The following is a 26,545-nucleotide window of genomic DNA, read 5'->3' as shown; positions in this document are numbered from 1 at the left end:
AGCTCAGGTTCAATTCAGCGCCCGGAAGCAGCGAAGACGCGAACTATACGCTACCCAAACTACAACTGTCAAATACTAAAAAATAAAAATATCGCATAATCCTCGCAACACTTAGGTATCATTGGAAATTTAATTTAAAACACATCCGGCCCTCCAGCATCAAAATAACAGGCTACCTGAAAAAAGCCCCTAAACTAAAGCTGAAACCGCCCCCGCTTCACCTGCATCCCATATTGCAATTTCGCCGCCAAACCGTGATTGCGCAAGGCATGGGTGAGCGCCACCGCCAGCCCGTCGGCGGCATCGGCCTGCGGTTTGCCGGAAAGCTTCAGCATCTGCACCACCATGTGCTGCACCTGCTCTTTGGCCGCCTTGCCCTGCCCCACCACCGCCTGCTTCACCTGCAACGCCGTGTACTCGTACACCGGCAGCCCGCGCAACACCAGCGCCGCCACCGCCGCCCCGCGCGCCTGCCCCAGCATCAGCGTGGCCGCCGGGTTCACGTTTACAAACACCTGCTCTATCGCCGCCTGTGTTGGCTTATACGTGTCAATAATCTCGCCGATGTGCTGCACGATAATGCCGATGCGGCCGGCCAGCTCGTCGCCCGGAATGGTTTTGATGCAGCCGGAAGCCACATAGCGCTGGCTCTGCCCCACCACATCAATCACGCCAAATCCGGTTACCCGGCTACCCGGGTCGATGCCCAAAATCCGTATTGCTTTCTGCATAGTCGTTCCGTTCAAATTGCCCAAACTGGTTTTCAGGTAGCCTTTAGCGGGTAAACAGGCTACCTGAAAACCGATCCGCCGCATTATAGCCAAACAAATTCTTTTCCCCCACCAAGCATCAGCCCGCGGGCAGCGCAAACCGTACTATAAAGCAAGCCAACGCGGCAGATAACAAGAAACAGCCGGCCATACCCAGCCAAGTTTTCAGGTAGCCCATACGCCCTGTTCGGGCGCGCAAATTTGAAGAAGCCTAGATAAAACGGTAAACTGCGAGCCGTTTCAAACCTCACAGAACACCTCATCGCCGCGATGAAGCCCGCTTTCGACATCAAATCCGCCCGCCTCGACGCACTGGCTATCCAGCTCAACAGCGCCGACCCGGCCGCCATCCGCCAAGCATTAAATGAGCGCGCAGCCCAATATGCCGAACTCAGCGACATGCCGCTGCTGCTCGACCTGCAAGCATTCGGCGAACCCGGCGATTTAGATTTAGACAGCATCCTCGGCCTGTTTGCCGAACACAGCCTGCCCATCGGCACCCTGCGCCACCGCGGCGAAGCATGGCAAACCCTCGCCCGCGAGCACCATCTGGCCTTTTGCGAAGAAGGCATAAGCAGCAGCGAAGAGCCGAAAGAAGCCGGCAGGCTACCTGAAAAAAGGCTACCTGAAACCTCCGCCGAGCCGCAACCCGAAGCCCGCCCTACCCTCGTGGTGGAAAAACCCATCCGCACCGGCCAGCAGGTATACGCCGAACAAGCCGACCTCATCGTATTAGGCATGGTGAGCGAAGGCGCCGAAGTGATTGCCGACGGCCATATCCACGTTTACGCCCCCCTGCGCGGCCGCGCCCTGGCCGGCGCCAACGGCAACCAAAACGCCCGCATCTTCGCCCAATCCATGCAGGCCGAGCTGGTATCCATCGCCGGCATCTACCGCACCTTCGACCAGCGGCTGCCCCCGCACCTACACCGCCAGGCCGTACAGATATATTTGCAGCAAGAGCGGCTCGCCATTGCCGCCCTCAGCGACATCATTTAACCAACGCAATTTAATATACCGCAACACACCGCGCAAACGGCGGCCAACCCTTTTCCGTTTTTCAGGCAGCCTTTTTCAGGTAGCCTCAACAGCCCGCCAACCATTTAAACAACTTCAACAACAAATTCACCGAACAGAAAGGACTGTTACCGTGGCAAAAATCATCGTAGTAACCTCAGGCAAAGGCGGCGTGGGCAAAACCACCACCAGCGCCAGCATCGCCAGCGGCCTCGCCCTCAAAGGCCACAAAACCGCCGTGATCGATTTCGACGTCGGCCTGCGCAACCTCGACCTCATCATGGGCTGCGAACGCCGCGTGGTGTACGACCTGATCAACGTCATCCAAAACGAAGCCTCGCTCAACCAGGCCCTGATTAAAGACAAACACTGCGACAACCTCTTCATCCTGCCCGCCTCGCAAACCCGCGACAAAGACGCGCTCACCCGCGAAGGCGTGGAACGCGTGCTCACCGAGCTCACTGAAAAAATGGACTTCGAATTCGTGATTTGCGATTCGCCCGCCGGCATTGAAACCGGCGCGCTGATGGCGTTGTATTTCGCCGACGAAGCCATCGTTACCACCAATCCCGAAGTATCCAGCGTGCGCGATTCCGACCGCATCCTGGGCATTTTGCAGAGCAAGAGCCGCCGCGCCGAAAAAGGCGAACAGGTGAAAGAGCACCTGCTGATCACGCGCTACAACCCCGAGCGTGTGGAAAGCGGCGAAATGCTGTCTGTTAAAGACATCGAAGACGTGCTGCGCATCCCGCTCTTAGGCGTGATCCCCGAATCGCAGAATATCCTGCAGGCATCCAACGTCGGCCTGCCGGTGATTCATCAGGAAGGCGTGGCGGCGGCCGAGGCCTATAAAGATGTGGTGGCCCGCCTGTTGGGCGAAAACCGGCCGATGCGTTTTTTGGAAGCCGAAAAGAAAGGCTTCCTGCAACGCCTGTTCGGAGGTTAAGCCATGTCTTTAATCGATATTCTATTTGGCAAGAAACCCAAATCCGCCAGCATCGCCCGCGACCGCCTGCAAATCATCATTGCGCAGGAGCGCGTGAAATCGCAGGCGCCGGACTACCTGCCCACCCTGCAGAAAGAATTGCTGGAGGTGCTGTCGAAATACGTGCATGTTTCGCTCGACGACATCCGCATTTCGCAGGAAACGCAAAACGGCGTGGATGTGTTGGAGCTCAATATCGTGCTGCCCGACATCCAGCGCAAAAGCGAAGAAGGCTAAACCATGACCCTAACCGAATTGCGCTATATTGTGGCGGTGGCGCAAGAACGCCACTTCGGCCGCGCTGCCCAGCGCTGCTTCGTTAGCCAGCCGACTTTATCTATTGCCATCAAGAAATTGGAAGAAGAACTGTCGGTATCGCTGTTTGACCGCAGCAGCAACGAAGTCAAGCCCACCGAAACCGGCGAGCGCATCATCACGCAGGCACACCGCGTGCTGGAAGAAGCCGACCGCATCAAGCACCTGGCCGCTTCCGAGCAAAACGAGCTCTCCGGCGTGTTCAAGCTGGGGCTGATTTTCACCGTGGCCCCCTATCTGCTGCCGCGCCTGATCCTGTCGCTGCGCAAAATCGCCCCCGGCATGCCGCTGATGCTGGAAGAACACTACACCGCCAACCTCACCGACTGGCTGAAAAAAGGCGAGCTGGACGCCATCATAGTGGCCGAGCCTTTTCAAGAGCCGGGCATCGTTACCGAGCCCTTGTATGAAGAGCCGTTTTTCGTGATTGTGCCCAAGGGGCACGAGTTTGAGGAGCTGGATGCAGTATCCGTACAGCAGCTGATCGACCAGCAGGTGTTGCTATTGAGCGAAGGCAACTGCATGCGCGACCAAGTGCTGGAAAGCTGCAGCAAGCTGGCTTCCCGCCAGCGCATCGTCGGCCTGGCCAACACCCTGCAAGGCAGCTCCATCAACACCATCCGCCACATGGTGGCTAGCGGCATGGGCATCAGCGTGCTCCCTTCCAGCTCGCTCACGGATAACGACCACCTGCTGTTTTCCATCATCCCCTTCGAGCCGCCCGTGCCCAGCCGGCGCATCGTGCTGGCTTCGCGCCGCAACTTCGTGCGCCCGCAGGCCTTGCAGGCGCTGCGCCAGGCCGTGATGCAATCCCAGCTTGCCGGCGTGCGCTTTGCCGAAGCTTGAAGTGCAATATAGAGGCTACCTGAAATCCCCAACCATTTTTCAGGTAGCCTCAACTGTGATTTTGTTCCACCCGCAAACCAAGTAAAATAGCGCGATTATTTTATCCGCCCCACACCGCCATGCTCACCTTCCAACAAATCATCTTCAAACTGCAAAACTACTGGGCCGGCCAAGGCTGCACCCTCCTCCAACCGCTCGACATGGAAGTCGGCGCCGGCACTTCGCACCCCGCCACCTGCCTGCGCGCGCTCGGCCCCGAGCCCTGGTTTGCCGCCTACGTGCAACCCAGCCGCCGTCCCAAAGACGGCCGCTACGGCGACAACCCCAACCGCCTGCAACACTACTACCAATTTCAGGTAGCCCTCAAACCTGCCCCCGCCAATATCCAAGACCTCTATCTCGATTCACTGCGCGAACTGGGCATCGACCCCAAAGTCCACGACATCCGCTTCGTGGAAGACGACTGGGAAAACCCCACCCTCGGCGCATGGGGCTTGGGCTGGGAAGTTTGGCTCAACGGCATGGAAGTGACCCAGTTCACCTATTTCCAACAGGTCGGCGGCATCGACTGCGCGCCCGTCCTCGGCGAAATCACTTACGGCATCGAGCGCTTGGCAATGTATCTGCAAGGCGTGGAAAACGTCTATGACCTCGTCTGGGCGAAAACTTTGGACGGCAACACCGTTACCTACGGCGACGTTTACCACCAAAACGAAGTCGAGCAGTCCACCTACAATTTCGAATACAGCGATGCCGACTGGCTTTTGCGCCAATTCAACGACTACGAAGCCCAAGCCAAACGCCTGCTCGCCGTGGAAGACACCAGCCTCGCCCTGCCCGCCTACGAACTGGTTTTAAAAGCAGGTCATACGTTCAACCTCTTAGACGCACGCGGCGCGATTTCCGTTACCGAACGCGCCACCTACATAGGCCGCATCCGCGCCCTGAGCCGCGCCGTGGCGAACAAATATGTGGAAAGCCGCGAAAAGCTTGGTTTCCCGCTGATGAAACACAAATAAGCGGTAGTCGAAAAAAGGGTTGGAATATTCCAACCCTTTTGTTTTGCCTCCGCGATATGGCATTAACGCCATTCGCGGCATTCGAAGCTTTCTGCCTTGCCTGCATCACCGCCGGTATAAAACGCGATTTTCGGATAGGCGCAAACCGGCATTTGTTTGCCAGGGAAGGCTTTGCCTTGGGCAACCATGCGTTCGGGGGCTTGGTTTTTGCCGTGCCAGTTTTCCAGCAGCGTGAGCGGGTCGAAGTCGTTGAAAGCCTGTCCGCCGCCGCAGTGGTTCATGCCCGGCACCATAAACAGGCGGCTGAAACTTTGGGCGTTTGGCGTGTCGGCGTTCATCTGTTTGAACCATGCCACTTGGTCTTTGGCGGAGAACACGGGGTCGGATACGCCTGTCAAAACAATCAGTTTACCACCGCGTGCTTTAAAGCTGGACAAATCGGTGGATATAGCATCGTTAATCGCGCCGGTTTGGTAGGTTTTGGGCGTGTCGCGGTCGAAATCGAATTTCGCCAAATCAAAATTGGGCACGGCGGGGGTCATGAAATACCAAGTCAGCGAGCCTGCGCCGAGGGTTACGCTGCGGGCATCGGGCTGGGCGGTTTGCGAGCTGCCCAGTTTCCAGGCGCGCCAGTCGGGCTGGTTTAAGCCCGTGTCGTAATACCAGCCGCTGTAAATTGGGTTGCCGCGCGAGTCTTTTGCGCCGTCCATCACGGCTTTGAGCGCGGCGGTTTTGGCGCGGGGCAAACCTGCGTGTTCGGCTTTGAAATCGCAGCTTTCCCACGCGTTAATCACGCCGTCTTTTAAGCCGTCGCGGGCGTCGCAACGGTTTTTCACCGCTTGGCTGACTTTATCCAAATCGGCTTGGGTTAAGGCATTGGCCAGGATTGGCTTGCCTTGTGCATTGCGCGGGGCGATTTTGAGAAACTGCTGGTAATCCCACTGCTGGGCGACGGCGGCGCGGGAGAGGCGGAAGCCGGGGTTGGCGGCAATCACGCCGTCAAATTCCAAGGGATAACGCTGGGCGGCTATCATTGCCTCGCGTCCGCCGTTGGAACAGCCCATAAAGTAGCTGTGCTGCGGGGCGGCGGCATACATTTTTTGAATCAAAGCCTTGGCAACGTTGGTAACTTTGCCCGTGGATTGGTAGGCAAAATCCAGCCGCGCCTGCTGGTCTGCGCCGAAATCGGGCGTGGGCGTGGGGTGGCCACCGTCCATGCTGACCACGGCATAACCGCGCATCAAGGCAGGCGTGGCGGTGGTGGTATTCACGGGGATGTTGCCGACGGCGGGTGCGACAAAGCCGTCCACCCCGCCGCCGCCTTGGAACAGGAAGTTGCCGTTCCAGTTTTCAGGTAGCCTCAATTGGAATTTCGTGCCGTAGTGTTTGCCATCCGCCCCTGTGCGCGCGCCGATTTCGCCTTCCACAATGCAGTGCGGTTTCGCCTGCTGGGCATTGACCGAGCCGCCCGTAAAGGCAGACATGGCATCAGCGGCGATTTCGCCGTTTGACCATTCGGTTTTGGTGATGGCGGTGTTGGGCAGGACTGCGTTTTTCAGGGCAAGGCATTGCTGTTGCGCGTTGCCCTGTGCGGGTGCGGCCTGGCCTGCGGTGCTTAAGCCGGCCAAAAACAGGATGGCGGCGAAAGGGGAAAGTTGGTGCATAACGCTTCCTTTGCGGTGGGAAAATCAACGATTTCAGACAATACGGTATGGATTTCGGAAAACCATGCCGGTCTTTTTCAGGTAGCCTGATTAGCCATCAAGGCTACCTGAAAATGAGCAACAGGGGTTTCTGCGGAGCAAAAACCGATAAAGGCTACCTGAAATTTTTCAGGTAGCCTTTTGCGTGCCTCACAATACGTTGGCCAGCAGGCTTTGGCCGAGGTAGCCGCCCTGCTCGGCGCCAGGCAGGGTGAAGAAGTAGCCGCCGCCGAAGGGGCTGATGTATTCCTCCAGCGGTTCGAAGTCGAGCAGCTTCTGTACGAAGATGAAGCCGTCGTCGAGGTTGGCCTGGTAGCAGATGAAGATGAGACCGACGTCGAGCTGGCCGGATTTGGCCAGGCCGCGCGAGTAGTCGAAGGGGCGGCGGTAGAGCAGGTGCCGCCTCATGAATTCGGGGTCGCGCGGGTTGGCCAAGCGCATGTGGCTGTCTTTGGGGATGGTGCGGCCTTCGGGGTCGGAGGCATAGTTGGGGGTGTCGTGTTCGTGTTGCATGCCGAGCGGGGCGCCGCTGTATTTGTCGCGACCGAAGATGGTTTGCTGCTCTTGCAGCGGGGTTCGGTCCCAAAATTCGACGAAGTGGCGGATGAGGCGCACGCCTTGGTAGCTGCCGTTTTGGGCCCAGGCGGGCTCGTCTTGGCTGTTTTCGGCCACACCGGTCCACAAAACAGAGTCGGCGGTTTTGGGGTCGGACACGTCGGGGTTGCCGGAGCCGTCGCGGAAGCCGAAAAGGTTGCGGGCGGCGGTGCCGGGCTCGGTTTTGGGCAGGAAGCCGTCGATGCTCCAGCGGATCACGGCGAATTGGGCGGTGTTTTTGATGATGTCGCGCAGGGCGTTTTGGCAGGTTTCGGGAGTGAAGGCGCAGATTTGGATGCTGAGGTCGCCGTCGCACCATTCGCGTTGTAGTTTGTCGTTGGGGAAGTCTTTCATTTCCTGCAGGTGTTTGGGCTTGTGGGGGGCGAGGCCGAAACGTTCGTCAAACAGGCTGTTGCCCACGCTGAGGGTGATGGTGAGGCCGTCTGGTTTCACGACTTTGCCGAGGATGCCGCTGCCTTGCGGGGGGAGCTTGGGATCGCCGTCTTGCAGCTCGCCGCCTTTGGTGAGGAAGTCGGCGCGGGCGGTGATGGCGCGGAAGAGGTGTTCGAGCTCTTTGGGGGTTTTGGCGAGCACGTCGAAAGCGGCCATGATGGCGAATTGTTGGTGCGGGGTGGTGATGCCGGCCTGGTGCGGGCCGTAGAAGGGGAAGCTTTGGTCGGAATGGCCGGCGGCATCGGCGCTGCCGGGCTGGGCGGCGCCGGAGGCGGCATTGCTTTGGCTGCCGTTGCTCATGCCGCAGGCGGCGAGGCCGGCGGCTGCGGCGCCAACGGCGAGGCCTTTGAACAGGGTGCGCTTGGAGGGGGACTGGGGTTGCTGCTCGGCGGGTTTCATGATTTCTCCTTCTGGCAGAATGGTTTCAGGTAGCCTGTGGATGGCCGAATATAATTTCAGGTAGCCCCGCGGATGATAGAGGCTACCTGAAAATGCTTTTTTAAACTAAGTCAAACATTCGGTTTGGCTGATTAGTTCAAACCGAGGATGCCGCGCAGTTTGGCCAAGTCTTCGGCCAGGGTGTTGATTGGTGCCTGCAAGGTTTTGCGGTCGGCTTCGGTGAGCTTGTCGTAGGGCTCGAAACCTTTGTCGTTGCGGTATTTGGCGAGGATGTCGGTAACCTGTTTGAAGTTGGCATCCACTTTTTCCAGCAGGGCTTTGTCTTTCTCGGCAATCATCGGGCGGAACAGCTCGACGATTTTCTGCGCTCCTTCCACGTTGGCTTGGAAGTCGCTCAGGTCGGTGCGGCTGTAACGGTCTTCCTCGCCGCTGATTTTGCTGTTGGCCACTTCTTCAATCAGCACGGCGGCGCCGCCCACGACTTTGGTCGGCGGGAAGGTGAGGATGTCGATTTCCTGTTTCAGTTTCTGCACATCGGCCAGGAGCTTGTCGGCCACGGGCTCCATGCCTTTGGTGGTGTTCAGCGTCCACAGGGAGTGTTCGATGCGGTGGAAACCGCCGAAGCCTTCGTCTTTCTCGCCGAGCTTGAAGTCGTCGGCGCGGGCGTCGATGGCCGGGTCGAGCTCGTTAAACAGCTCGGCAATCGGCTCGATGCGCTCGTAGTGGCTGCGCACGTCGGCAAACATGGCTTTGGCTTCTTCGGTGCGCCCGCCCTTCACGGCGTTCACGAAGGCAGTGGTTTTGGTAACCAGCAGGTTGGCTTCGTTCTGTACGTAAACCTTGTAGTCGGCCAAAGGCTGTGCCAGTTTTTCCATATCGGCTTCGCCGGCAGTTTCCTTGAAGCCGCTGTCGGTTACCACCAGTTTGCCGCGCGGGTTGTTCAAGAGGCCGCAGGTCATTTCGTATTCGCCGGGCAGCAGGGTGACGGTCATCTTATCGCTCAGGGTCGGAGCGATGTTTTCACGCTCGTCCACCACCATCACGCCTTTGAGGATTTCCCATTCCAGCTTGCGGGTACTGTTGTTTTTGATGTTGAACACCACCTGGCCGCTGGGCACGGTCATTTCCATCGGCTCGCAGGCGTGGTCGTTCACCGCGATGTTGTAGCTACCGTCGGCATTGGCGGTGGCTGCGGCGCCGGAAGCGGCAGACGCGCCAGAAGCAGCGGGCTGGCTCGGGGTTTCGGCAGCCGGCGGCTGGCAGGCAGCCAAACCGAAAGCGGCAAACACGGCCAGAGCGGTAAGATTCAGTTTCTTCATAGTAAGACCTTTCACATGGCAAAAACTAAGAGGTTTGGGAAGATACGGCAGCCGGCTTACTGCCGCGCAAAAACAGGAACAACACCGGAATCAGATAAGCAAAATACAGGATAAAATCAGACAACACCGGATGATGCGTGTAACCGAAGAACCCGCCCATCAACACGCCCAGCGGGCTGTCTTCATGCAGCACGCCCGACCAATCCAGCGGCATCGGCGAAGACCAATCAAACGGGTTCACCTGCCACACATTCCACACCCCGGACTCATGCAGCGCGCGGAACGCCCCGGCTGTGAGCCCGGCAGCCACGAAAATCAGGAAAATGCCGGTCCAGCGGAAAAAGCGCGCCAAATTGATGCGCACCCCGCCTTGGTAAATCAGCCAACCCACCAGCGCCGAAGCGGCCAGCCCCAGCACCGCGCCCAGCGGCATGGCCGCGCTCTGGCTCTGGTTAAACACCGCCAGCAGGAAAAACACACTCTCCATGCCTTCGCGCGCCACCGCCAGAAAAGCCATGCCCACCAGCGCCCAGCCGTGACCGCTGCCCCGGTTCAGCGCATCCGTTACCGACTGCTGCAAATGCTGCTTGATCGACTTGGAAGCCTTCTGCATCCACAACACCATATAAGTGAGCATCGCCACAGCCACCAGGCCGATCACACCCACCACAAATTCCTGCTGCTTTTGCGGAATCTCACCGGTTTCCTTGTAGATCAGCCAGCCGGCCAGCAAACACATTCCCGCCGCCAGCGCCACGCCGAGCCACACTTTCGGCATCATGCGCTGGTAGCCGCCCTGCTTCAGGAAGCCGGCCACAATCCCCACAATCAGCGCCGCCTCGATGCCCTCGCGCAGCATAATCAAAAAGGCGATCAGCATGGCCGCCTCTCCTTTACACAAATTTGAACTTGCCCGATTATATCCCCGCCTTCCGGCAAAATGCAAACAATTCCCAATTAAACCCGAACAAAATCAGCACAATCTGTCAAGCAATTAAATCCACAAGCAAAAAACAAAAGCCCGGCTATTTGCCGCCGGGCATGAAAACCTTTTCGTTAGCACACTTATCAATATCCTCACCACCAATACGGATAATACGGCCGGTACATCATCCACTCCAGCTCACGCCGACGCTCGCGCCGCTCCAGCTGCTCCAAGCGCTGCCGATACACCAAATTCTCCCAAGCCATCCGGTAGCAGGCCTGAAACCCCGGTTCCGTCACCTTCCTGGTATATTCCTGCCGCAGCTTGGCCTTCTGCACATCCGGCACACCCAGATAATCCTCCTGCTGCAAAGCAATCAATTCCGCCGCACGCCGGTCGCACTGCGCCGCCAGCGCCACCGCTGTCTGCTTCATCTCCCGCTCCCGCGCCGCCTCATAGGCCGCCCGCTGCTGCGGCGTCATCACACAACCTGCCAGCAGCAACCCGGCAAAGGCTACCTGAAAAATAGATCCCTCCCATTTCGCATACATCATTCTTTCCTCCTTAAGCGGCTGCCTGCACAATGGATTCATCATACACCATCAAACCGATGCCTCAAACCTCCGCTGTTTCACAGCAGCTGAAAGTCCAACGGGGGCAAGGCATGGCTGCCTTCACCACACCCGAGTGCTGCGTTTGGCTACATGGCTGCCTACCTTTTTCAGGTAGCCCTTTCCCCGGCTCCGTTTTTGAAAAACTGCCGATTATTCTTTACAATGCCACTCCGGCAGCAATGCTGCCTTGTAAACAACCCAGAAAGGAATCAACTGATGAAATCCAAACAAGCCCTGTGGCTGCTGTGCCTCTCCGCCGTGCTCGGTCTCTCCGCCTGCGGCGGCAAAAACGAAGGCCAGGCTCCTGCCCAACAGGAAGGCCAAACCCAGGCCCAAAGCCAAGACAGCGCCAAACCTGAAGCCGAAAGCAAGCCCGAAGCCTCTGCTATGGACAACTTCCTGAGCAACGCCGAAGCCCTGCAGGCGGCCGAAGATTCGCTCAAAGCCCTGCCCCAATTTGAAGGCAAGCCCCTGAGCATCTTCCAAAATATCCAGTTCTACGGCGGCAGCCGCCCGCGCATCGAAATCGACGTGCAAGACCCGAACAAGCCGGAAAATATCGACCACTACACCTACGAAAACGGCCAGTGGGGCGAGCCCCAACCCGTGCAGATTTCCGGCGGTGGCGACATGAAACACAACGTAACTCCCTTGGCCGACATTAAGTTCGCCACCGTGGCCACCATCGCCCAAACCTGGGCCGAGAAAGCCAAAGAAGTAGAAGCCACCGAAGCCGAGCTCGATTTCGTAAGCTTCCAGCTGTGGGTGCCCAACCAAACCCGCCGCTGGATTACCTCTTCCATCGAAACCCCGCGCGCCAAATACTCCGTTGATTTCAAACTGGATGGCAGCCTGCAAGAATTCAAGAAACGCTAATTCTTAAAGCGATTTGGCAAGTCAAAGAGGCTACCTGAAAACCAAAAACCGTTTTCAGGTAACCTCTTAATTTGTCCACACCGCCCGCTTGAGAACGTTTCCAATCAAACACACAATCAGGCAGCCCAAAGGCTGCCTGAGAACACCGGTTTCAACAACACCAATATCCCGCTGCTATTTTTCAGGTAGCCCTGCCCACCGTCACCCGATACTGCTTCGGCGTTTGCCCGAAATACTGCTTAAACGCCCGGTTGAAATGCGATTCCGACACAAAGCCGTTGTCCAGCGCAATGCGCAGCACCGTGTCCGCGCTGTCCGAAAGCTGCACCGCCGCCTGCTGCAAGCGGATCGACAACACAAACCGGTGCGGGCTCACCCCCACCACAGACTTGAACAAACGCATCAGCTGCGCCCTCGAGAGCCTAGCCACCTCCGCCATCCTGTCCACCGGCCAATCCTCCTGCGGCGCCACCAGCACCGCCTGCAACACCGCGTTCAGGCGCGGGTCGGCCAGCTGCGACAAAAACGACGGATCGCTGCTCTGCTGCCGATAACGGCGCAACACCGCCACCAGCATCACCTGCGACAGTGCGTTCACCACTGTGCCGCTGCCATAGCGCGCGCCGTCGGCCTCCTCCAGCATGGTCAACGCCACCTGACGCATTTCCGGCAGCGGCAACAGCAGGTATGCCGGCATGCCCAGCCACAGCGCGGCATGACGCGTGTAGTGATAACACCCGCACAAAAGCTGCAGGCTGTTGCCGCCGCAGTCTTTGATGGTGAACACGCCGCGTTCGCTCAGCTGCGGCCGGCCCGGCGGCTGGCGCAGACCTTCCAGGCTGTCAGCAATGCTGTGCGGCGTGTCATACGGCAGCAGCACCGCGTCGCCGGTGTGCAGCGCCACCGCCGGTCCGTCGCCCACGCGCAGCCAGCCGCTGCCGGAGAGCACCCAGTGCAGCCGCGCCGTTTCCGGCTCGGTGCCGTGCCCGAGGTGAAAGCCGCCGCCCAAGCGGCAGCACACGTCTATCCGGCCGCGTAATCTGGCCAGATACATTAATTTATCTAACACATCCATGTTTCCTCCCCTCCTGTTTTCGTTTTGCACGGCATTTTCTGCCCGCCGGCCTATCCGGCCGGGCAACAGAATGAGACAATCGGGCAAGCCGCACGCCCTTTCCGCTAGCATAATACGCCGCATCAAGCAGCCGGACAGATGTTGTAATCCGTTCGGGCTATATTTACTCCAACCCGGTATTTTACACAAGGAGCATCATCATGTTTTTAGATTGGAAGAAACACGCCGCCCACGTCAAACAATCCTTCGCCAAGCTCGGCAAAGCGCATCCGAAAATGCTGGCCGGCTATGCCGCGCTGGATAGCGCCGCCGCAGCCGAAGCGCTGGATACCAAAACCCGCGAGCTGATTGCCCTCGCCGTGGCTGTTACCACCCGCTGCGAAAGCTGCATTTCCGTGCACGCCCAAGCCGCCGTGAAGGCCGGCGCCACCGAAAGCGAAATCGCCGGCGCGCTCGCCACCGCCATTTCCCTGAATGCCGGTGCCGCCTACACCTATTCGCTGCGCGCCATGGAAGCCGTGGAAGCCAACCGCGAATAAGCGGCGAAACATTTTCAGGTAGCCTTTGCCGCCGCGCTTGAGGCTACCTGAAAAAAGTGATACGGCTCACGCCAACGCGCAAAAGAACACCCACTGCCAAACCGAGCCGTATCACTTTAAACCGCCATAATCCCAATCTCGCAGCCACCCGCCGCATTCACTGTTTGCCGCGCAGAAATTCACTTCGTTCGTTTTAACTACGTCGAAGCTAGCGCTTTCAGGTAGCCTCCACGGCAACGCCGGAGGCTACCTGAAAACCTAAACCGTCCACACCAAGGATTCTCCATGAACATGCACACACTCCCCGTCCTCGCCGCCGTTGCCCTCCTTGCCGCCCTGCCATCCGCCGCATCCGCCCACGGCTCACACCGCCACGCCCAACACAGCCAGCCGGCACGCGCCGCCGCCCGCCAGCAGGCCGTGTGGATCGATGTGCGCAGCCCGGAAGAATACGCCCAAGGCCACATCCAAGGCGCGCACAACCTGCCGCACGACCAAATCGGCCGGCAAATTGCCGCCGTCGTGCCCGACAAACACACCCCCATCCAGCTCTACTGCCGCAGCGGCCGCCGCGCCGAATCGGCCAAGCAAGTGCTGGAAAGCATGGGCTACACCCGCGTGCAAAACCGCGGCGGCTACGAAGCGCTGAAGCAGGCCGGCGTGCAATAGCCGCCTGTTCCGCAGGCAAACAAAAACCGCATCCGGTTATGCCGATGCGGTTTTTGTTTGCCCTCACTATTCTTTCAGCTTCAGCCACTTATTACTCAGCGTGCCGGCCACCATCGCGCCGTTCACATTCAATGCGGTACGGCCCATGTCGATTAGCGGCTCGATGGAAATCAGCAAGCCCACCAGCTCCAACGGCAGATTGAGCGTGGAAAGCACCACGATGGCGGCAAAGGTTGCCCCGCCGCCCACGCCGGCAATACCGAAGGAAGACACGGCCACCACAAACACCAAAGTGGCAATGTAGCTCACGCTGAACGGATCCACGCCCACGGTGGGCGCAATCATCACCGCCAGCATGGCCGGATAGATACCGGCGCAGCCGTTTTGGCCGATGGTGGCGCCGAAGGTGGCCGAGAAATTGGCAATAGCGGAATGGTTGCCCAATTTGTCGGTTTGCGTTTCAATGTTCAGCGGGATGGAGGCGGCGCTGGAGCGGGAAGTGAAGGCAAAAGCCAAGGTGGGCATCACTTTTTTGAAGTAGCCCAGCGGGTTGATGCCGGAGAGAGCCAGCAGCGCGCCGTGCACGGCAAACATCAGGATAATCGCCAGATAGGAAGCCGCGATGAAGCTGCCCAAGTTTAAAATATCCGTCCATTTCGAGGTGGCGGCCATCTTCACCATCAGCGCAAACACGCCGTAGGGCGTGAGGCGGATCACGAAGCGCACCAGGCGGCCCACCAATTTGTTTAAGGTATCCACGCCCTGCGCGATGCGCTCGCCCAGCGCCTGATCTTCCTTACGCAGGCTCAACGCGGCCACACCCAAGAAAGCGGAGAAAATCACCGTGCTGATGATGGAAGTGGGATTGGCGCCGGTGAGCTCGGCAAACGGGTTTTTCGGAATGAAAGACAATAACATGGCCGGGATGGTGAGGTTGCTCACCTGATCCACGCGCCCCACCACATTGGCCTGCGCCGCTATTTCGCGCTCGCCCGCCACTAGGCCTTCCGCCGTGAGGCCGAACAGCTGCACCATCATGATGCCGATAAAGGCGGCAATCGCTGTGGTAATCAGCAGCACGGAAAGCACGCTGAAGCTGATTTTGCCCAGGGCGCTGGCCTGGTTCAGGCGCGTAATTGCCGACAAAATCGACACGAACACCAGCGGCATCACGATCATTTGCAGCAGGCGCACATAGCCGCCGCCCACCAGGTTGATCCAATCCAGCGCCGCCGCCATCGTTTCCGGCACGGCAGATGATTGCAGCAGCGCGCCGAAAGCCAAACCGGCCAGCATACCGGCAAACACCGTTTGCCCCAGTTTCTGCGTCTTCTTATATAAATAGCCCAGGCCGGCCAAGCCCAGCGCGAAAACAGCCAAAATCAAGAACAACATTGCTTGCTCTCTCGTGTGTGTCCATAACGGCCGGCACTATACCTGCCGTATAAAGAAAAGGCTACCTGAAAACGCAGCGCAGCGAAGTTTCTGCACAGCTAAATTTTTCAGGTAGCCTTTTTCAGCAACTAATCAAACCGGATTAAGCCAAGCCTTTGGCTTTCAACACTTCCAGCATGGTGCTGCCCAATTCGGCCGGGCTGCGGGTGTAGGCCACGCCGGCTTTTTCGAAGGCGTGGAATTTCTCTTCCGCTGTGCCTTTGCCGCCGGAGATGATGGCGCCGGCATGGCCCATGCGTTTGCCCTTGGGCGCGGTAACGCCGGCAATGTAGCCGATAACCGGTTTGGACACGTTGGATTGGATATATTCCGCCGCTTCCTCTTCGGCCGTGCCGCCGATTTCGCCGATCAGGATGATGGCTTCGGTTTGCGGGTCAGCTTCAAACAGCTTCAGCGCGTCGATCTGGTTCATGCCCGGAATCGGGTCGCCGCCGATGCCGATACAGGTGGATTGGCCGAGGCCGAGCTTGGTGGTTTGCGCCACGGCTTCGTAAGTCAGCGTGCCGGAACGGGAAATGATGCCGATTTTGCCGGGCTGGTGGATGTGGCCGGGCATAATGCCGATTTTGCACTCGCCGGGGGTAATCACGCCGGGGCAGTTCGGGCCCACCAGGCGGGTGCCGTTGCCGTTGGTTTCCAGATAACGCTTGGCCTTCAGCATGTCAAGCGTGGGCACGCCTTCGGTAATCACCACCACCAGCTTCACGCCGGAATCCACCGCTTCCACGATGGAATCCAACACGAAGGGCGCGGGCACGTAAATCACAGAGGCATCCGCGCCGGTTTCGCGCACAGCTTCGTTCATGGTGTTGAACACGGGCAGGCCCAGATGGGTTTGGCCGCCCTTGCCGGGGGTTACGCCGCCCACCACTTTGGTGCCGTAGGCAAGCGCCTGCTCGGAGTGGAAAGTACCGTTCTTGCCGGTGAAACCCTGTACCAATACTTTGGTGTCTTTATTTACTAATACGCTCATTCTGTTCTCCTTAGGCGTTTACCGCGGCAACAATTTTCTCGGCGGCGTCATTCAGGCCGTCGGCGGAAGTCAGTTTCAGGCCGGATTCGTTCAGAATCTTGGCGCCCAATTCGGCATTGTTGCCTTCCAGGCGCACCACCACCGGCACGTTCACATTGATTTCCTTCACGGCGGCCACAATGGCTTCGGCAATCATGTCGCAGCGCACAATGCCGCCGAAAATGTTGATCAGCACGCCTTTCACCGATTTGTCTTCCAAAATCAGCTTAAACGCTTCCACCACGCGCTCTTTGGTGGCGCCGCCGCCCACATCCAGGAAGTTGGCCGGCTGGCCGCCTTTGAGCTTGATGATGTCCATGGTGGCCATCGCCAGGCCGGCACCGTTTACCATACAGCCGATGTTGCCTTCCAAGGCCACGTAGTTCAGGTCGAATTCGGAAGCCTTCAGCTCGCGCTCGTTTTCCTGCGATTTGTCGCGCAGCTCGGCCACTTTCGGCAGGCGGTACAGGGCGTTGCCGTCGATGCCTACTTTGGCGTCCACGCAGGCCAGGCTGCCGTCTTGGCGCACGCTCAGCGGGTTGATTTCAAACAGGGCGAAGTCGTTTTCGATGAAGGCTTGGTAGGCGCCGGTCATCAGTTTCACAAACTGGCTCACCTGTTTGTCTTTCAAGCCCAGCTTGAAGGCCACTTCGCGCGCCTGGCAGGGCTGCAGGCCCACCAGCGGGTCCACCACCGTTTTGAAGATTTTTTCCGGGGTTTCGGCGGCCACTTTTTCAATTTCCACGCCGCCCTCGGTAGAGGCCATGAACACCACGCGGCGCGCGGCACGGTCCACCACCGCGCCCAGGTAGAGCTCGGTTTGCACCGGATACATATCCTCGCACACCAGCACGCTGTTTACCGGCTGGCCGTTGGCATCGGTTTGATAAGTGATCAGATGGGTGCCGATCAGGCTTTCGGCCACCTGCTTGGCTTCTTCGCGGCTTTTCACCACTTTCACCCCGCCCGCCTTACCGCGGCCGCCGGCGTGCACCTGAGCCTTAATCACGGCAAATTTGCCGCCCAGCTTGTCGAATGCGGCGGCGGCTTCCTCGCCGTTCACGGCCAAAATGCCGCCCTGCACGGGCAAGCCGTAGCCGGCAAGCAGCTCTTTTGCTTGATATTCATGTAGGTTCATCAAAGTTCCCTCAGTTTAGGTTAAACAAAGTTTGCGGCTCATGGCGAGCGCAACGCTTAAATTTCAATCCAGCTTTGATCATGCAGGCCGAAGTATAGACGAAAACCCGCAATCCTCCGCTGGGCGATTATGTTAGAACAAGTAAATACGCGGTGGATTTTTCGGCTTGAGCCTTTCTTTGCAAAAACGCTTCAACAAAGGGCGGTTTATGCCGCAGGCAGGGAAAAGGCTACCTGAAAATATAGCCGTGCAAAAAGCCAAGCAACGAGCCGCTGGCAGTAAGCAGCACGACAAGGAGAGCCGATGCCGCATTGCTTGTTGGCCGATCTTCACGACCGAATCGTTTGCCGGATTTTTCAGGTAGCCTGTTTGGCAAAAGGCTACCTGAAATTTTCAGGTAGCCTGCCCAAACGTTTTAAACGTTCGCCTTTAACGTTCGCTCAGGTTGAGGTAATGCCGGCTGCCGCGCAGGTTGGCGATGGCGTGCAACAGGAGCTCGAAGTGTTCGGGGTTGTCCACGAAATCGAGTTCGTCGGTGTTGGCGATGAGCAGCGGGGCGCGGTCGTAAAGGTAGAAATAGCGGTGGTATTCGTCGTGGATTTGCTGGAGGTAGCCGGGCGGGAAGAGGTTGATGTGGTTGTCGCCGCGCTGGCGCAGCTGCTGTTCGGCGGCGCCGGCGCTGGTTTGCAGGTAAATCACCAAATCGGGCACGGGGATTTCGGGCATCACTTTCTGCTTGAGCTGCCAATACAGCGCCTGTTCGTCTTCGCGCAGGATGGTGGGCACGAATATCTGGTCTTTTTCCAGCAAGAAGTCGCTCACCACGCGCTGCATGCCGTGGTTGGCATTGCCGATTTCGTCGGCTTCGGCGATGAGCTTGGGCACTTCGGCGCGGCGCAGCAGGAAGTAGAGCTCGGTGGCGAGGCCGTGGTTGGCGGCGTTGAGGTAGAACTGCTCGAGGAAGGGGTTTTGCTCGGGCTGCTCGCTGAGGAGGGTGCAGCCGAAGTGCTCGGCCAGCTTGCGGCTGAGCGGGGATTTGCCGCTGCCGATGGGGCCTTCTACAACGATGTAGCGGTAGTCTGTTTGCATGCTTGGCTTTCTGTTTGGAGTTTTCAGGTAGCCTTTGCTGCCGCCATCTGAGGCTACCTGAAAGCATGAGCTTCAACGAAGTTAAAACGAACGAGGTGCGTTTCTGCGAAGCTAAAAATAAAGTTTAACCGCCCGCTCCGATACGCTGCACGCCTTCATTGCCCAATGCGGCGGCCAGCTCGGCGGCGGTGGCGGTTTGCCCGGGCAGGAGGTGCTGCGGGGCGATTTCGGCCAGGGGGATCATCACGAAGCCCCGCTGGTGGGCGCGTGGGTGCGGCAGCTGCAAATCGGGGGCGGCAAGCGTTTGGCCGGCGTAGTCGATGATATCCAAATCCAGAGTGCGCGGGGCATTGCGGAAGGTGCGCACGCGGCCGGCGGCGGCCTCGATGCTTTGCAGCAGCGCCAACAGCTCGCTTGCAAGCAAATCCGTTGCCAGCAGCGCCACGGCGTTCACAAAATCGGGCTGCTCGGCATAGCCCACCGGCGCGGTGCGGTAAAACGACGATACGGCGCGCACTTCTATTTGCGGCTGCGCGGCCAGCTTATCCAGCGCGGCTTGCAGCTGCCGCTCGGGCTGCTCCAGATTGCTGCCCAGCGCGATGATGGCCTGTTTCATATTTGCTTCCTGCTATTCAAATCCAACCATTAAATTTCAGGTAGCCCGCATCACTGCCCAAGGCTACCTGAAAACTTGCCCTATAGCCGCCGGTTGCGGTAATCCGCAAACGACACCGGCTCACGGCTGCTGAGCCAATACCAGGCCAAAAGCGAACCGCACACCGCCCCGCCCACATGCGCCAAATGCGCGATGTTGTCGCCGAACAGCGACACGCCGCCAAACTGCGCAAACAGCTCGTAGCCCACCGCCACCGGCACCAGATGCTTGGCCTTGATCCGCATCGGCAGAAACATAACCGTGAGCGGCGCATTCGGATAACACAGCGCAAACGCCGCCAGCACGCCGAACACCGCGCCAGAAGCCCCCAAAAGGTGCGTGTAAAACGCCCGCGCCAAGCCCTCCGGCACGTTCGGCAGCCCGCCCGAAACCAGCGCCGATCGCACCGTGGCCGCATCCAGCCCCAGCTGCTCGGCCACATTGCGCACCCCGCCGGCAATCAAGTATTCGTTCCAACCCGTGTAGAGCAGCGCCCCCGCCAGCCCGCTGGCCAGATACAGCAGCAGGAAACGGCACGCGCCGAAACGCTCCAACAGCGGCGGCGCAAACGACCACAACACAATCATGTTAAACAGCAAATGCGTCAAACTCGCGTGCAGAAACAAATGGCTCAGCCACTGCCAAGGGCGGTAGTAGGGATGTGCCATCGGCCACAGCGAGCCAATCGTTTCCCAATCGGGCAAACCCGGCAACTGCATCAGCACAAAGGCCAACACATTCAGCCCCACCAAACCATACAGCACCGCTAAAGAAGAACGAAATTTCATAAAACCCATCAATATGCAAAAACAACAGCCCGCCAAGGGCTGCCGCGGATCATCCAATTGCGCCCGCCAGAGGCTACCTGAAACGCAGCCCGCGCAAGCAGCGCCGCATGATACCACAAGCCACCGCGCAGAATTTGCTAAAATCCCACCTGTCGCCAACCCGCCCTCATCCGGCCATTCCGTTTTAGCTTCAGCGAAACTCACTCCGCTCATTTTAACTTCGTTGCAGCTTAACGCTTTAGCTTCGCAGAAACTCAGCCTTGGCTACGCCGAGACATCGGTCCACTGCGTTGAAGCTTGCGCTTTCAGGTAGCCTGTTATGACTGATTCCACCGCCCCCGACCTCTTCTCCCGCGCCCCCGCCGCCCCGCTGGCCGAACGCCTGCGCCCCCATTCGCTCGACGACGTCGTCGGCCAGCAGCACCTCATCGGCGCAGGCAAACCCCTGCGCGTGGCCGTGGAAGGCGGCCAGCCCCACTCCATGCTGTTATGGGGGCCGCCCGGCGTGGGCAAAACCACCCTCGCCCGCATTCTGGCGCAAAGCTTCAACGCCCAATTCCTGCCCGTATCCGCCGTGTTCGCCGGCATCAAAGACATCCGCGAAGCCGTCAACAAAGCCGAGCTCGCCCTCCAGCGCGGCCAGGCCACCATTTTGTTTGTAGACGAAGTACACCGCTTCAACAAATCCCAGCAAGACGCCTTCCTGCCCTATGTGGAAAACGGCCTCTTCACCTTCATCGGCGCCACCACCGAAAACCCCTCTTTCGAAGTCAATCCCGCCCTGCTCAGCCGTTCCCAGGTGTACACCCTCCAGCCCCTCTCCACCGAAGACCTGCGCCGGCTCAGCCGCAAAGTGTTCGCCCTGCCCGAATACAGCGGCTTCACCATCGAAGAAAACGCCGAAACCCTGCTGCTGCACACCGCCGACGGCGACGCCCGCCGCCTGCTCAACCTGCTCGAACAGCTCCTGCGCGCCGCCCAAACCCGCCACATCCGCACCCTAACCGCCGACTTCCTCGCCGACAGCCTCGGCAGCCAAATCCGCCGTTTCGACAAAGGCGGCGAAAGCTTCTACAACCAAATCTCCGCCCTGCACAAATCCGTGCGCGGCTCCCACCCCAACGCCGCCCTCTACTGGCTCTGCCGCATGCTCGACGGCGGCGCCGACCCCCGCTACCTCGCCCGCCGCATCATCCGCATGGCCTGGGAAGACATCGGCCTAGCCGACCCACGCGCCCTGCAAATCGCCAACGACGCCGCCCAAACCTACGAACGCCTCGGCTCCCCAGAAGGCGAGCTCGCCCTCGCCCAAGCCGTGCTCTACCTCGCCGCCGCCGCCAAATCCAACGCCGGCTACAGCGCCTACAACCAAATGCGCCAGTTCGTGAAGCAAAACGGCAGCGCCGAAGTGCCCATCCACCTGCGCAACGCCCCCACCAAGCTCATGAAAGAGCTCGGCTACGGCCGCGCCTACCGCTACGCCCACGACGAACCGAACGCCTACGCCGCCGGCGAAACCTATATGCCCGAAGGCCTGCCCGAGCCTGATTTCTACCAGCCCGCCCCACGCGGCCTCGAAGCCAAAATCGCCGACAAACTCGCCTGGCTCAAAAGCCTCGACGAAGCCGCCGAAAACAACGGAAGCAGTGAATAACACCAAAGGCACCTGAAAGCGCAAGCTTCAACGCAGTGGACCGATGTATTGGCGTAGCCAAGGCTGAATTTCTGCAAAGCTAAAAACAAGCCGAAGTATTTTTCAGGTAGCCCTTATCTTTTGCTACAATCCCCTCCCATTCCAACCCCACACAAGGAACCCACCATGCGCCTCCTCCACACCATGTTGCGCGTCGGCAACCTCGACACCTCCCTCGCCTTCTATCAAGACGTGCTCGGCATGCGCCTTTTGCGCCGCAAAGACTACCCCGAAGGCCGCTTCACCCTCGCCTTCGTCGGCTACGGCGAAGAAGACGACACCGCCGTGATCGAGCTCACCCACAACTGGGGCACCGATTCCTACGACCTCGGCAACGCCTTCGGCCACATCGCCATCGAAGTGGAAGACGCCTATGCCGCCTGCGACGCCGTGCGCGCCAAAGGAGGCAAAGTCGTGCGCGAAGCCGGCCCCATGAGACACGGCAACACCGTAATCGCCTTCGTGGAAGACCCCGACGGCTACAAAATCGAATTCATCCAAAAACACGGCCGCCAAGATTAAACCCTTACCGTCGGCAAAAAAAGGCTACCTGAAAACCAATCAACAGTTTTCAGGTAGCCTTTTTGCCTAAACAAACCCCGCTAATCCTCCCCCTCCCTCGGCGGCACCGGCGCAAACCAGCCCACCAGCAGCAACAGCAAGCCCACGCCGATAAACGACACAATCCGCGCAATGCCCCCGCTGCCGCCCAATTCCACCGTAAACAGCTTCAGCACCACCAAGCCCATCAGCCCCGCGCCCGCCATCCAGCGGATGCGCCGCCCCGAGCGGTGGCCCGACACCATCAGCCCGATCGCCGTCGAAGCCCACACAATCGACAGCGCCGCCTGCAAACCAAACGAAGCCATGATGCCCGGCAGCGTCCATTCCACCCCCATATAGAAATACCACAGCCGCAACACCGCCCCGCTCACCAGCGTTAAGCCCGCCAGCACCGAGCCCGCCAAATGCAGGCGCAGCCCCTCGCCCTCCAACTCAAACTCCTCCTGCCACATTTCCGCGCTCTTCAGCCACAGCGCCCCCACCGCAATCCCCGCCAAATCCATCGGATTGAGCAGCGGCCAATAGCCCAGCGGCGCCACCGCGCGCGGCTCCAGCACATTATTGCCCACCAGCCACAGCAGCGCATACATCCCGCACAGCAGCGAGCACACCGCCACATAAGGCCGCAGCGTATCCCGCTCCCGCGCCAAGTAAAACAGCAGCCACAAAGCCAGCGGCAGCCCCAGCCAAGCCAACTGCGCCCACACGCCCGGCAGCGTTTCGCCACCCAACATGCCCGCAAAACCTGTGGCCTGCACCGCCCACAGTGCAAACGCCGGCACGCCCCAAATCGGCGCCGCTTCCCGCACGCGGAAATCCTGCAAACGCAGCACCCAAATCAGCAAAAGCGCCAGCAGCACCAGCATCAGGCTACCTGAAAACGCATACGGCGCAAAACCCACGCGGTTCAGCCAGCCGCCCAGCCACACCGCCTGGCACGGCATCAGCGGTATCAGCAGCAACAGCGCCCGCCTGCCCTGCCGCCAATCCAGCCAAGACACCGCCGCCGCCCACAGCGCGAACGGCAGCGGCAGATACCACAGCCGCGCCGTATCCGCCCAAACATCCGGCAGGCGGTTCAGCAGGCTGGCCGAAGACAGCACCGTGCCGAACAGCGCCATGCCCAGCAGCAGCCAGCCCACGCTTTGGTGCAGCAGCAGGCTGCGCGGGCGGGCGGTATTGTGCTGCCTGCCGCGCCTGTTTTTGCTGCGCAGAGGCTGTTCGCTTTCAGGTAGCCATGCATCGCCCTGGCGGTGCAAAGCATAGGCCGCCGCACCCAGCAATATCGTGGCGGCAAAGCAGCAGATAGTGGACAGCCAGCCTTCCCCGTCGGACACAACCGCCAACAACAGCAGCGACAGCATCCCCCAGCTCACTGCTGCCACTGCAAACAAGCCGCTGCCGGGCAGCCAGGCAGATTCGTCTGCCTCATCCGCATCTTCATCTGCCCCGCCTTCATCGGAGGGGCTACCTGAAAGTGCGGCCAACGGTTTGGGCGCAAACGCATCCTGCAACACCGCCTGCACCCGCATCGCTGCCCAAGCCAATGCGGCCAAAGCCACCATTGCCCAATCATACGTCAGGCACATCAACGGCAACAGCCCCGCGAGCAGCAGTCCTGCACCCAAAGCGCCGCGCAGGGCACAGCTTTCCCAATAGGCTGAACCACGGAATCGCCACCGCAGCCAAGCAGCATACATTGCCAAACCGGCCGAACTCCCCACCAATGTTGGCACCAACGGGCCGATAAGCAGCGGCACATTTTCTTCACCCACAATCTGCCAGCCCAACTCATCGCCAAACAGCAATGCGCACAGCGACAGCACATACACCACCACCGCCAAAAAGCGCGTGTGCGGCCTTTGCTGGCGCAATGCAAAAATATACACCAGCGCCGCCTCCAGCGACCACAGCGATACCGTGGCTGCCTGCTCAAAGGCCAGCGGCACTGCCAGCGTGATAAAGACCAGAGAAAGCGCGCCCAGCGCCTGCCGCAGCAGCGGGAAATCGCGGCTGCCGGTAAACCAGGCCGCCAGCAGGGTATAAACCGCGGCAAAGCCGAGCGAGGCGCCCGCCGCCAAACTGTTCGCGCCCTCGGGCAGCATGTGGTATTGCAGGACAAACGCCGCAGCGGCCGTGCCGAACAAGAGCGTTCCGTCTATCGCGCCGATAATCATACCGTGGCTGAGCAGGCTGTCGGCCAGCTCGCCCAAATCCGCATTGTCGGGCACGGGGTGTTCTTCCGCGGCCTCGCGGCGGTGCAGCGCGTAGAGGCAGGCCACCAGCGTGTAGAGCAGCCAGTGGTAGAGCAGGAAGGGCTCGGTGCTGGCAAAGCGCTCCACCGTGTATTCCGAAGTGCCCCACATCAGCGCGATGACCAGCGTGCCGACAAAGCCGATCAGGTTCAGGCTGCGCCAGGTTTTAAAGCGGGCGATGGCAGCCACACCAGTGTTGAGCAGCGCCAGATAAGTGAACAGCACCACGTGGCTGCCGCTGCCGTCCGACACCAGCATCGGCGCGGCCAACCCGCCGATGAGCGCCACCTGCGCCATGATTTTGGCATCCTGCCGCACCGCCATCAGCGCCATCGCACACACCAGCGCCACCATCAGCACAAAGGCCGTGCCCGAAGGCAGCAGCGGATGCAGCTTCACCGCCGCCAGCACGGTGAGATACATCACCGCCATGCCGAAGCCCTGCAAAATCAGGCCGTATTCGCGGCGGCGGCGCTGCAACACCCAGCCCGCCACGGCCGCAGCCAAGCCGGAGCCCATCACGCCGAGATAACGCATTTCAATCGGCACATGAATCCGCTCCGAAGCAAAACGCAGCAGGAACACCAGCCCCAAAAACAGCACCACAATGCCGGTTTTCAGCAGCAGGTTGCCGTGCATCAGCCAATCGATCAGCGGAGCAAACGCACTTTCCTGCCGCGGTTCGGGGCGGCGTGCAGCACGGCGGGTTTGGCTTGCCGTTTGGCTTGTTTCGGCAGACGGCGCACGCGCCGCAGCCTGTTCGCGCGACTGGGCAGGCGTTGGCGCCGGATGCGGCTCGCCCTGCTGCGCCCGTTTGCGGATTCTCACCGTACCCGGTCGGCTGCCCGGCATCACGCTGCTGCCAGAAGCCACGGGGGCGCGTTGAGAGGCAGAAGCAGAAGCGGCTGGGGAAACGGCAGCTTGCGGATGGGATGGGGCGGCGGCCGCATCGGGCGTGAGGCTACCTGAAATGGTTTGCGGCTCGGCTGCGGAAGAAGCGGCAACCGGATGCACGGAAGGCTCTGCCGCGCGGATATCGGCGGGCAGGTGGACGGTGTGGGCAGGTTGGGCGGGATTTTCCGCAGCGGGCGGGATGCGTTCGAATGCGGCCGGATTGGGCTGCGCTGCGGAGATTGCGACGGAAGTGGGCACGTCCGGGTTGTACGGCCAGCCGCTGAAATCGGGCTGCGGCGCGGCGGGCGTATCGGAGCCGGGCCGGCCTTGCGCGCTCGAATAAAGCCCGGCTTGTTCGCTTTCAGGCGGCTTGTGCTCCGGCAGTGGCTGGCGGCGGCGCAGTTTTTCCACTTCCGTTTGCAGCCAAGATAATTTTTCGGCCAGCTCCTGCTGCTGCATGCGGTTTTGAAACACCATCACCAGCAGCGCGCCGAACCCCAACAGCAGCAACATCACGATGAAAGCCATATCACACCTCGTTTTGGCCAGGCCGCCGCAGGCTACCTGAAAATGATTGGGTTTGCCTAAAGCCTTTGCAAAGCCCCGGATTTGAGCACAATTCAAAGCGATAGCATCGCAAAACGCGCAGACATACCACGTGGGTAGGCAAGCGTTTGAGAAGCGCATCGCGAAGAAGTGTGCCAAAGACGGGGAGTTTGCAAAGGCTTCAGATTATTTGCTTCGGCAGGATTATAGCCGTATCCGTTGGCAGCGGGGAGGCGGCGGCAAAATGGCTGGCGCTGCCCTATTTTTCAGGTAGCCTCAAAACCAGATAAGGCTACCTGAAAAACAAGCAAAGCATGCCCGCATGGGAATGAAACCGA

Annotated in this window: 24 protein-coding genes; 10 read left to right on the top strand and 14 right to left on the bottom strand. The window is 59.6% G+C overall.

The window, feature by feature from the left end; all coding sequences use genetic code 11:
• Positions 1–194 precede the first annotated feature (194 nt).
• Complete coding sequence (gene ruvC / locus H9Q10_RS06795) at positions 195–731, bottom strand: crossover junction endodeoxyribonuclease RuvC (protein ID WP_197903206.1); 537 nt, start codon at positions 729–731, stop codon at positions 195–197.
• 309 nt (positions 732–1,040) lie between these two features.
• Between ruvC and minC the strand changes: the two genes are divergently transcribed.
• From minC to glyQ, 5 genes are all read left to right on the top strand, one after another.
• The gene (gene minC, locus H9Q10_RS06790; RefSeq protein WP_197903205.1) at positions 1,041–1,769 is read left to right on the top strand and encodes a septum site-determining protein MinC; all 729 of its coding nucleotides are present in this window, start codon (positions 1,041–1,043) and stop codon (positions 1,767–1,769) included.
• 151 nt (positions 1,770–1,920) lie between these two features.
• Positions 1,921–2,733, top strand: a complete 813-nt coding sequence (minD, locus tag H9Q10_RS06785) for a septum site-determining protein MinD (RefSeq protein WP_197903204.1) — start codon at positions 1,921–1,923, stop codon at positions 2,731–2,733.
• A gap of 3 nt (positions 2,734–2,736) precedes the next feature.
• Positions 2,737–3,009 (top strand): cell division topological specificity factor MinE, encoded by a 273-nt coding sequence (minE, locus tag H9Q10_RS06780; protein ID WP_197903203.1) that lies wholly within the window; start codon positions 2,737–2,739, stop codon positions 3,007–3,009.
• Between the two features lie 3 nt (positions 3,010–3,012).
• Positions 3,013–3,933: a hydrogen peroxide-inducible genes activator gene (locus H9Q10_RS06775; protein WP_197903202.1), complete on the top strand. Its 921-nt coding sequence runs from the start codon at positions 3,013–3,015 to the stop codon at positions 3,931–3,933.
• A 119-nt stretch (positions 3,934–4,052) separates the two neighbouring features.
• Positions 4,053–4,952, top strand: a complete 900-nt coding sequence (gene glyQ / locus H9Q10_RS06770; protein WP_197903201.1) for a glycine--tRNA ligase subunit alpha — start codon at positions 4,053–4,055, stop codon at positions 4,950–4,952.
• A gap of 62 nt (positions 4,953–5,014) precedes the next feature.
• Here the strand turns inward: glyQ and H9Q10_RS06765 are convergent, their stop codons facing one another.
• From H9Q10_RS06765 to H9Q10_RS06745, 5 genes are all read right to left on the bottom strand, one after another.
• The gene (locus H9Q10_RS06765) at positions 5,015–6,616 is read right to left on the bottom strand and encodes a tannase/feruloyl esterase family alpha/beta hydrolase (protein ID WP_197903200.1); all 1,602 of its coding nucleotides are present in this window, start codon (positions 6,614–6,616) and stop codon (positions 5,015–5,017) included.
• Positions 6,617–6,805: 189 nt separating this feature from the next.
• Positions 6,806–8,101: an iron uptake transporter deferrochelatase/peroxidase subunit gene (efeB, locus tag H9Q10_RS06760; RefSeq protein WP_197903199.1), complete on the bottom strand. Its 1,296-nt coding sequence runs from the start codon at positions 8,099–8,101 to the stop codon at positions 6,806–6,808.
• 131 nt (positions 8,102–8,232) lie between these two features.
• The gene (gene efeO, locus H9Q10_RS06755; protein WP_197903198.1) at positions 8,233–9,420 is read right to left on the bottom strand and encodes an iron uptake system protein EfeO; all 1,188 of its coding nucleotides are present in this window, start codon (positions 9,418–9,420) and stop codon (positions 8,233–8,235) included.
• Positions 9,421–9,445: 25 nt separating this feature from the next.
• Complete coding sequence (gene efeU / locus H9Q10_RS06750; RefSeq protein ID WP_197903197.1) at positions 9,446–10,300, bottom strand: iron uptake transporter permease EfeU; 855 nt, start codon at positions 10,298–10,300, stop codon at positions 9,446–9,448.
• Positions 10,301–10,497: 197 nt separating this feature from the next.
• Positions 10,498–10,899 (bottom strand): hypothetical protein, encoded by a 402-nt coding sequence (locus H9Q10_RS06745; protein WP_197903196.1) that lies wholly within the window; start codon positions 10,897–10,899, stop codon positions 10,498–10,500.
• Between the two features lie 276 nt (positions 10,900–11,175).
• Here H9Q10_RS06745 and H9Q10_RS06740 point away from each other — a divergent pair, with 276 nt between their 5' ends.
• Positions 11,176–11,835: a hypothetical protein gene (locus H9Q10_RS06740; RefSeq protein WP_197903195.1), complete on the top strand. Its 660-nt coding sequence runs from the start codon at positions 11,176–11,178 to the stop codon at positions 11,833–11,835.
• Positions 11,836–12,016: 181 nt separating this feature from the next.
• Here H9Q10_RS06740 and H9Q10_RS06735 read toward each other — a convergent pair whose 3' ends face one another.
• Entirely contained in the window at positions 12,017–12,910 is an 894-nt protein-coding gene (locus tag H9Q10_RS06735) for an AraC family transcriptional regulator (protein ID WP_205229552.1), read from the bottom strand.
• A gap of 200 nt (positions 12,911–13,110) precedes the next feature.
• On the opposite strand from H9Q10_RS06735, the gene H9Q10_RS06730 reads away from it, so the two are divergent.
• A complete protein-coding gene (locus tag H9Q10_RS06730; protein WP_197903193.1) occupies positions 13,111–13,449 on the top strand; it encodes a carboxymuconolactone decarboxylase family protein in 339 nt (112 codons plus the stop codon).
• A 291-nt stretch (positions 13,450–13,740) separates the two neighbouring features.
• Positions 13,741–14,118 carry a rhodanese-like domain-containing protein gene (locus H9Q10_RS06725; protein WP_420841849.1) on the top strand — a complete coding sequence of 126 codons (378 nt, stop codon included), beginning with the start codon at positions 13,741–13,743 and terminating at the stop codon, positions 14,116–14,118.
• Between the two features lie 66 nt (positions 14,119–14,184).
• Here the strand turns inward: H9Q10_RS06725 and H9Q10_RS06720 are convergent, their stop codons facing one another.
• The 6 genes from H9Q10_RS06720 to H9Q10_RS06695 all read right to left on the bottom strand — a co-directional run bounded on the left by H9Q10_RS06720 (position 14,185) and on the right by H9Q10_RS06695 (position 20,255).
• The gene (locus H9Q10_RS06720; RefSeq protein WP_197903191.1) at positions 14,185–15,513 is read right to left on the bottom strand and encodes an L-cystine transporter; all 1,329 of its coding nucleotides are present in this window, start codon (positions 15,511–15,513) and stop codon (positions 14,185–14,187) included.
• Positions 15,514–15,655: 142 nt separating this feature from the next.
• A complete protein-coding gene (gene sucD / locus H9Q10_RS06715; protein WP_197903190.1) occupies positions 15,656–16,546 on the bottom strand; it encodes a succinate--CoA ligase subunit alpha in 891 nt (296 codons plus the stop codon).
• A 10-nt stretch (positions 16,547–16,556) separates the two neighbouring features.
• Positions 16,557–17,723: an ADP-forming succinate--CoA ligase subunit beta gene (gene sucC, locus H9Q10_RS06710; RefSeq protein ID WP_197903189.1), complete on the bottom strand. Its 1,167-nt coding sequence runs from the start codon at positions 17,721–17,723 to the stop codon at positions 16,557–16,559.
• 429 nt (positions 17,724–18,152) lie between these two features.
• Complete coding sequence (locus H9Q10_RS06705; RefSeq protein WP_197903188.1) at positions 18,153–18,812, bottom strand: deoxynucleoside kinase; 660 nt, start codon at positions 18,810–18,812, stop codon at positions 18,153–18,155.
• A 124-nt stretch (positions 18,813–18,936) separates the two neighbouring features.
• On the bottom strand, positions 18,937–19,428 hold the full coding sequence (gene folK, locus H9Q10_RS06700) for a 2-amino-4-hydroxy-6-hydroxymethyldihydropteridine diphosphokinase (protein ID WP_197903187.1): 492 nt from the start codon (positions 19,426–19,428) through the stop codon (positions 18,937–18,939).
• Positions 19,429–19,508: 80 nt separating this feature from the next.
• Positions 19,509–20,255: a rhomboid family intramembrane serine protease gene (locus H9Q10_RS06695; protein ID WP_197903186.1), complete on the bottom strand. Its 747-nt coding sequence runs from the start codon at positions 20,253–20,255 to the stop codon at positions 19,509–19,511.
• Between the two features lie 319 nt (positions 20,256–20,574).
• On the opposite strand from H9Q10_RS06695, the gene H9Q10_RS06690 reads away from it, so the two are divergent.
• Both H9Q10_RS06690 and gloA read left to right on the top strand, forming a co-directional pair.
• Positions 20,575–21,909, top strand: a complete 1,335-nt coding sequence (locus H9Q10_RS06690) for a replication-associated recombination protein A (RefSeq protein WP_197903185.1) — start codon at positions 20,575–20,577, stop codon at positions 21,907–21,909.
• 165 nt (positions 21,910–22,074) lie between these two features.
• Positions 22,075–22,470: a lactoylglutathione lyase gene (gloA, locus tag H9Q10_RS06685; RefSeq protein ID WP_197903184.1), complete on the top strand. Its 396-nt coding sequence runs from the start codon at positions 22,075–22,077 to the stop codon at positions 22,468–22,470.
• 80 nt (positions 22,471–22,550) lie between these two features.
• Here the strand turns inward: gloA and H9Q10_RS06680 are convergent, their stop codons facing one another.
• Positions 22,551–26,189, bottom strand: coding sequence for a DUF2339 domain-containing protein (locus H9Q10_RS06680; protein ID WP_197903183.1), 3,639 nt, complete (start codon positions 26,187–26,189; stop codon positions 22,551–22,553).
• Positions 26,190–26,545 lie beyond the last annotated feature (356 nt).

This window comes from Eikenella glucosivorans (assembly GCF_016025525.2).
GTDB lineage: Bacteria > Pseudomonadota > Gammaproteobacteria > Burkholderiales > Neisseriaceae > Eikenella > Eikenella glucosivorans.
Note: the sequence above shows the minus strand (reverse complement) of the source record. Positions and strands in the feature narration are given on the sequence as shown.

Bases quoted from the DNA above. Each gene is read 5' to 3' on its own strand.
- H9Q10_RS06680 (WP_197903183.1), bottom strand. From the start codon at position 26,189: ATGGCTTTCATCGTGATGTTGCTGCTGTTGGGGTTCGGCGCGCTGCTG.
- glyQ (WP_197903201.1), top strand. From the start codon at position 4,053: ATGCTCACCTTCCAACAAATCATCTTCAAACTGCAAAACTACTGGGCC.
- gloA (WP_197903184.1), top strand. From the start codon at position 22,075: ATGCGCCTCCTCCACACCATGTTGCGCGTCGGCAACCTCGACACCTCC.
- H9Q10_RS06690 (WP_197903185.1), top strand. From the start codon at position 20,575: ATGACTGATTCCACCGCCCCCGACCTCTTCTCCCGCGCCCCCGCCGCC.
- minC (WP_197903205.1), top strand. From the start codon at position 1,041: ATGAAGCCCGCTTTCGACATCAAATCCGCCCGCCTCGACGCACTGGCT.
- H9Q10_RS06705 (WP_197903188.1), bottom strand. From the start codon at position 18,812: ATGCAAACAGACTACCGCTACATCGTTGTAGAAGGCCCCATCGGCAGC.
- minE (WP_197903203.1), top strand. From the start codon at position 2,737: ATGTCTTTAATCGATATTCTATTTGGCAAGAAACCCAAATCCGCCAGC.
- folK (WP_197903187.1), bottom strand. From the start codon at position 19,428: ATGAAACAGGCCATCATCGCGCTGGGCAGCAATCTGGAGCAGCCCGAG.
- H9Q10_RS06745 (WP_197903196.1), bottom strand. From the start codon at position 10,899: ATGATGTATGCGAAATGGGAGGGATCTATTTTTCAGGTAGCCTTTGCC.
- H9Q10_RS06730 (WP_197903193.1), top strand. From the start codon at position 13,111: ATGTTTTTAGATTGGAAGAAACACGCCGCCCACGTCAAACAATCCTTC.
- efeB (WP_197903199.1), bottom strand. From the start codon at position 8,101: ATGAAACCCGCCGAGCAGCAACCCCAGTCCCCCTCCAAGCGCACCCTG.
- H9Q10_RS06775 (WP_197903202.1), top strand. From the start codon at position 3,013: ATGACCCTAACCGAATTGCGCTATATTGTGGCGGTGGCGCAAGAACGC.
- sucD (WP_197903190.1), bottom strand. From the start codon at position 16,546: ATGAGCGTATTAGTAAATAAAGACACCAAAGTATTGGTACAGGGTTTC.
- efeU (WP_197903197.1), bottom strand. From the start codon at position 10,300: ATGCTGATCGCCTTTTTGATTATGCTGCGCGAGGGCATCGAGGCGGCG.
- efeO (WP_197903198.1), bottom strand. From the start codon at position 9,420: ATGAAGAAACTGAATCTTACCGCTCTGGCCGTGTTTGCCGCTTTCGGT.
- H9Q10_RS06740 (WP_197903195.1), top strand. From the start codon at position 11,176: ATGAAATCCAAACAAGCCCTGTGGCTGCTGTGCCTCTCCGCCGTGCTC.
- H9Q10_RS06765 (WP_197903200.1), bottom strand. From the start codon at position 6,616: ATGCACCAACTTTCCCCTTTCGCCGCCATCCTGTTTTTGGCCGGCTTA.
- ruvC (WP_197903206.1), bottom strand. From the start codon at position 731: ATGCAGAAAGCAATACGGATTTTGGGCATCGACCCGGGTAGCCGGGTA.
- H9Q10_RS06720 (WP_197903191.1), bottom strand. From the start codon at position 15,513: ATGTTGTTCTTGATTTTGGCTGTTTTCGCGCTGGGCTTGGCCGGCCTG.
- H9Q10_RS06725 (WP_420841849.1), top strand. From the start codon at position 13,741: ATGCACACACTCCCCGTCCTCGCCGCCGTTGCCCTCCTTGCCGCCCTG.
- H9Q10_RS06735 (WP_205229552.1), bottom strand. From the start codon at position 12,910: ATGGATGTGTTAGATAAATTAATGTATCTGGCCAGATTACGCGGCCGG.
- sucC (WP_197903189.1), bottom strand. From the start codon at position 17,723: ATGAACCTACATGAATATCAAGCAAAAGAGCTGCTTGCCGGCTACGGC.
- H9Q10_RS06695 (WP_197903186.1), bottom strand. From the start codon at position 20,255: ATGAAATTTCGTTCTTCTTTAGCGGTGCTGTATGGTTTGGTGGGGCTG.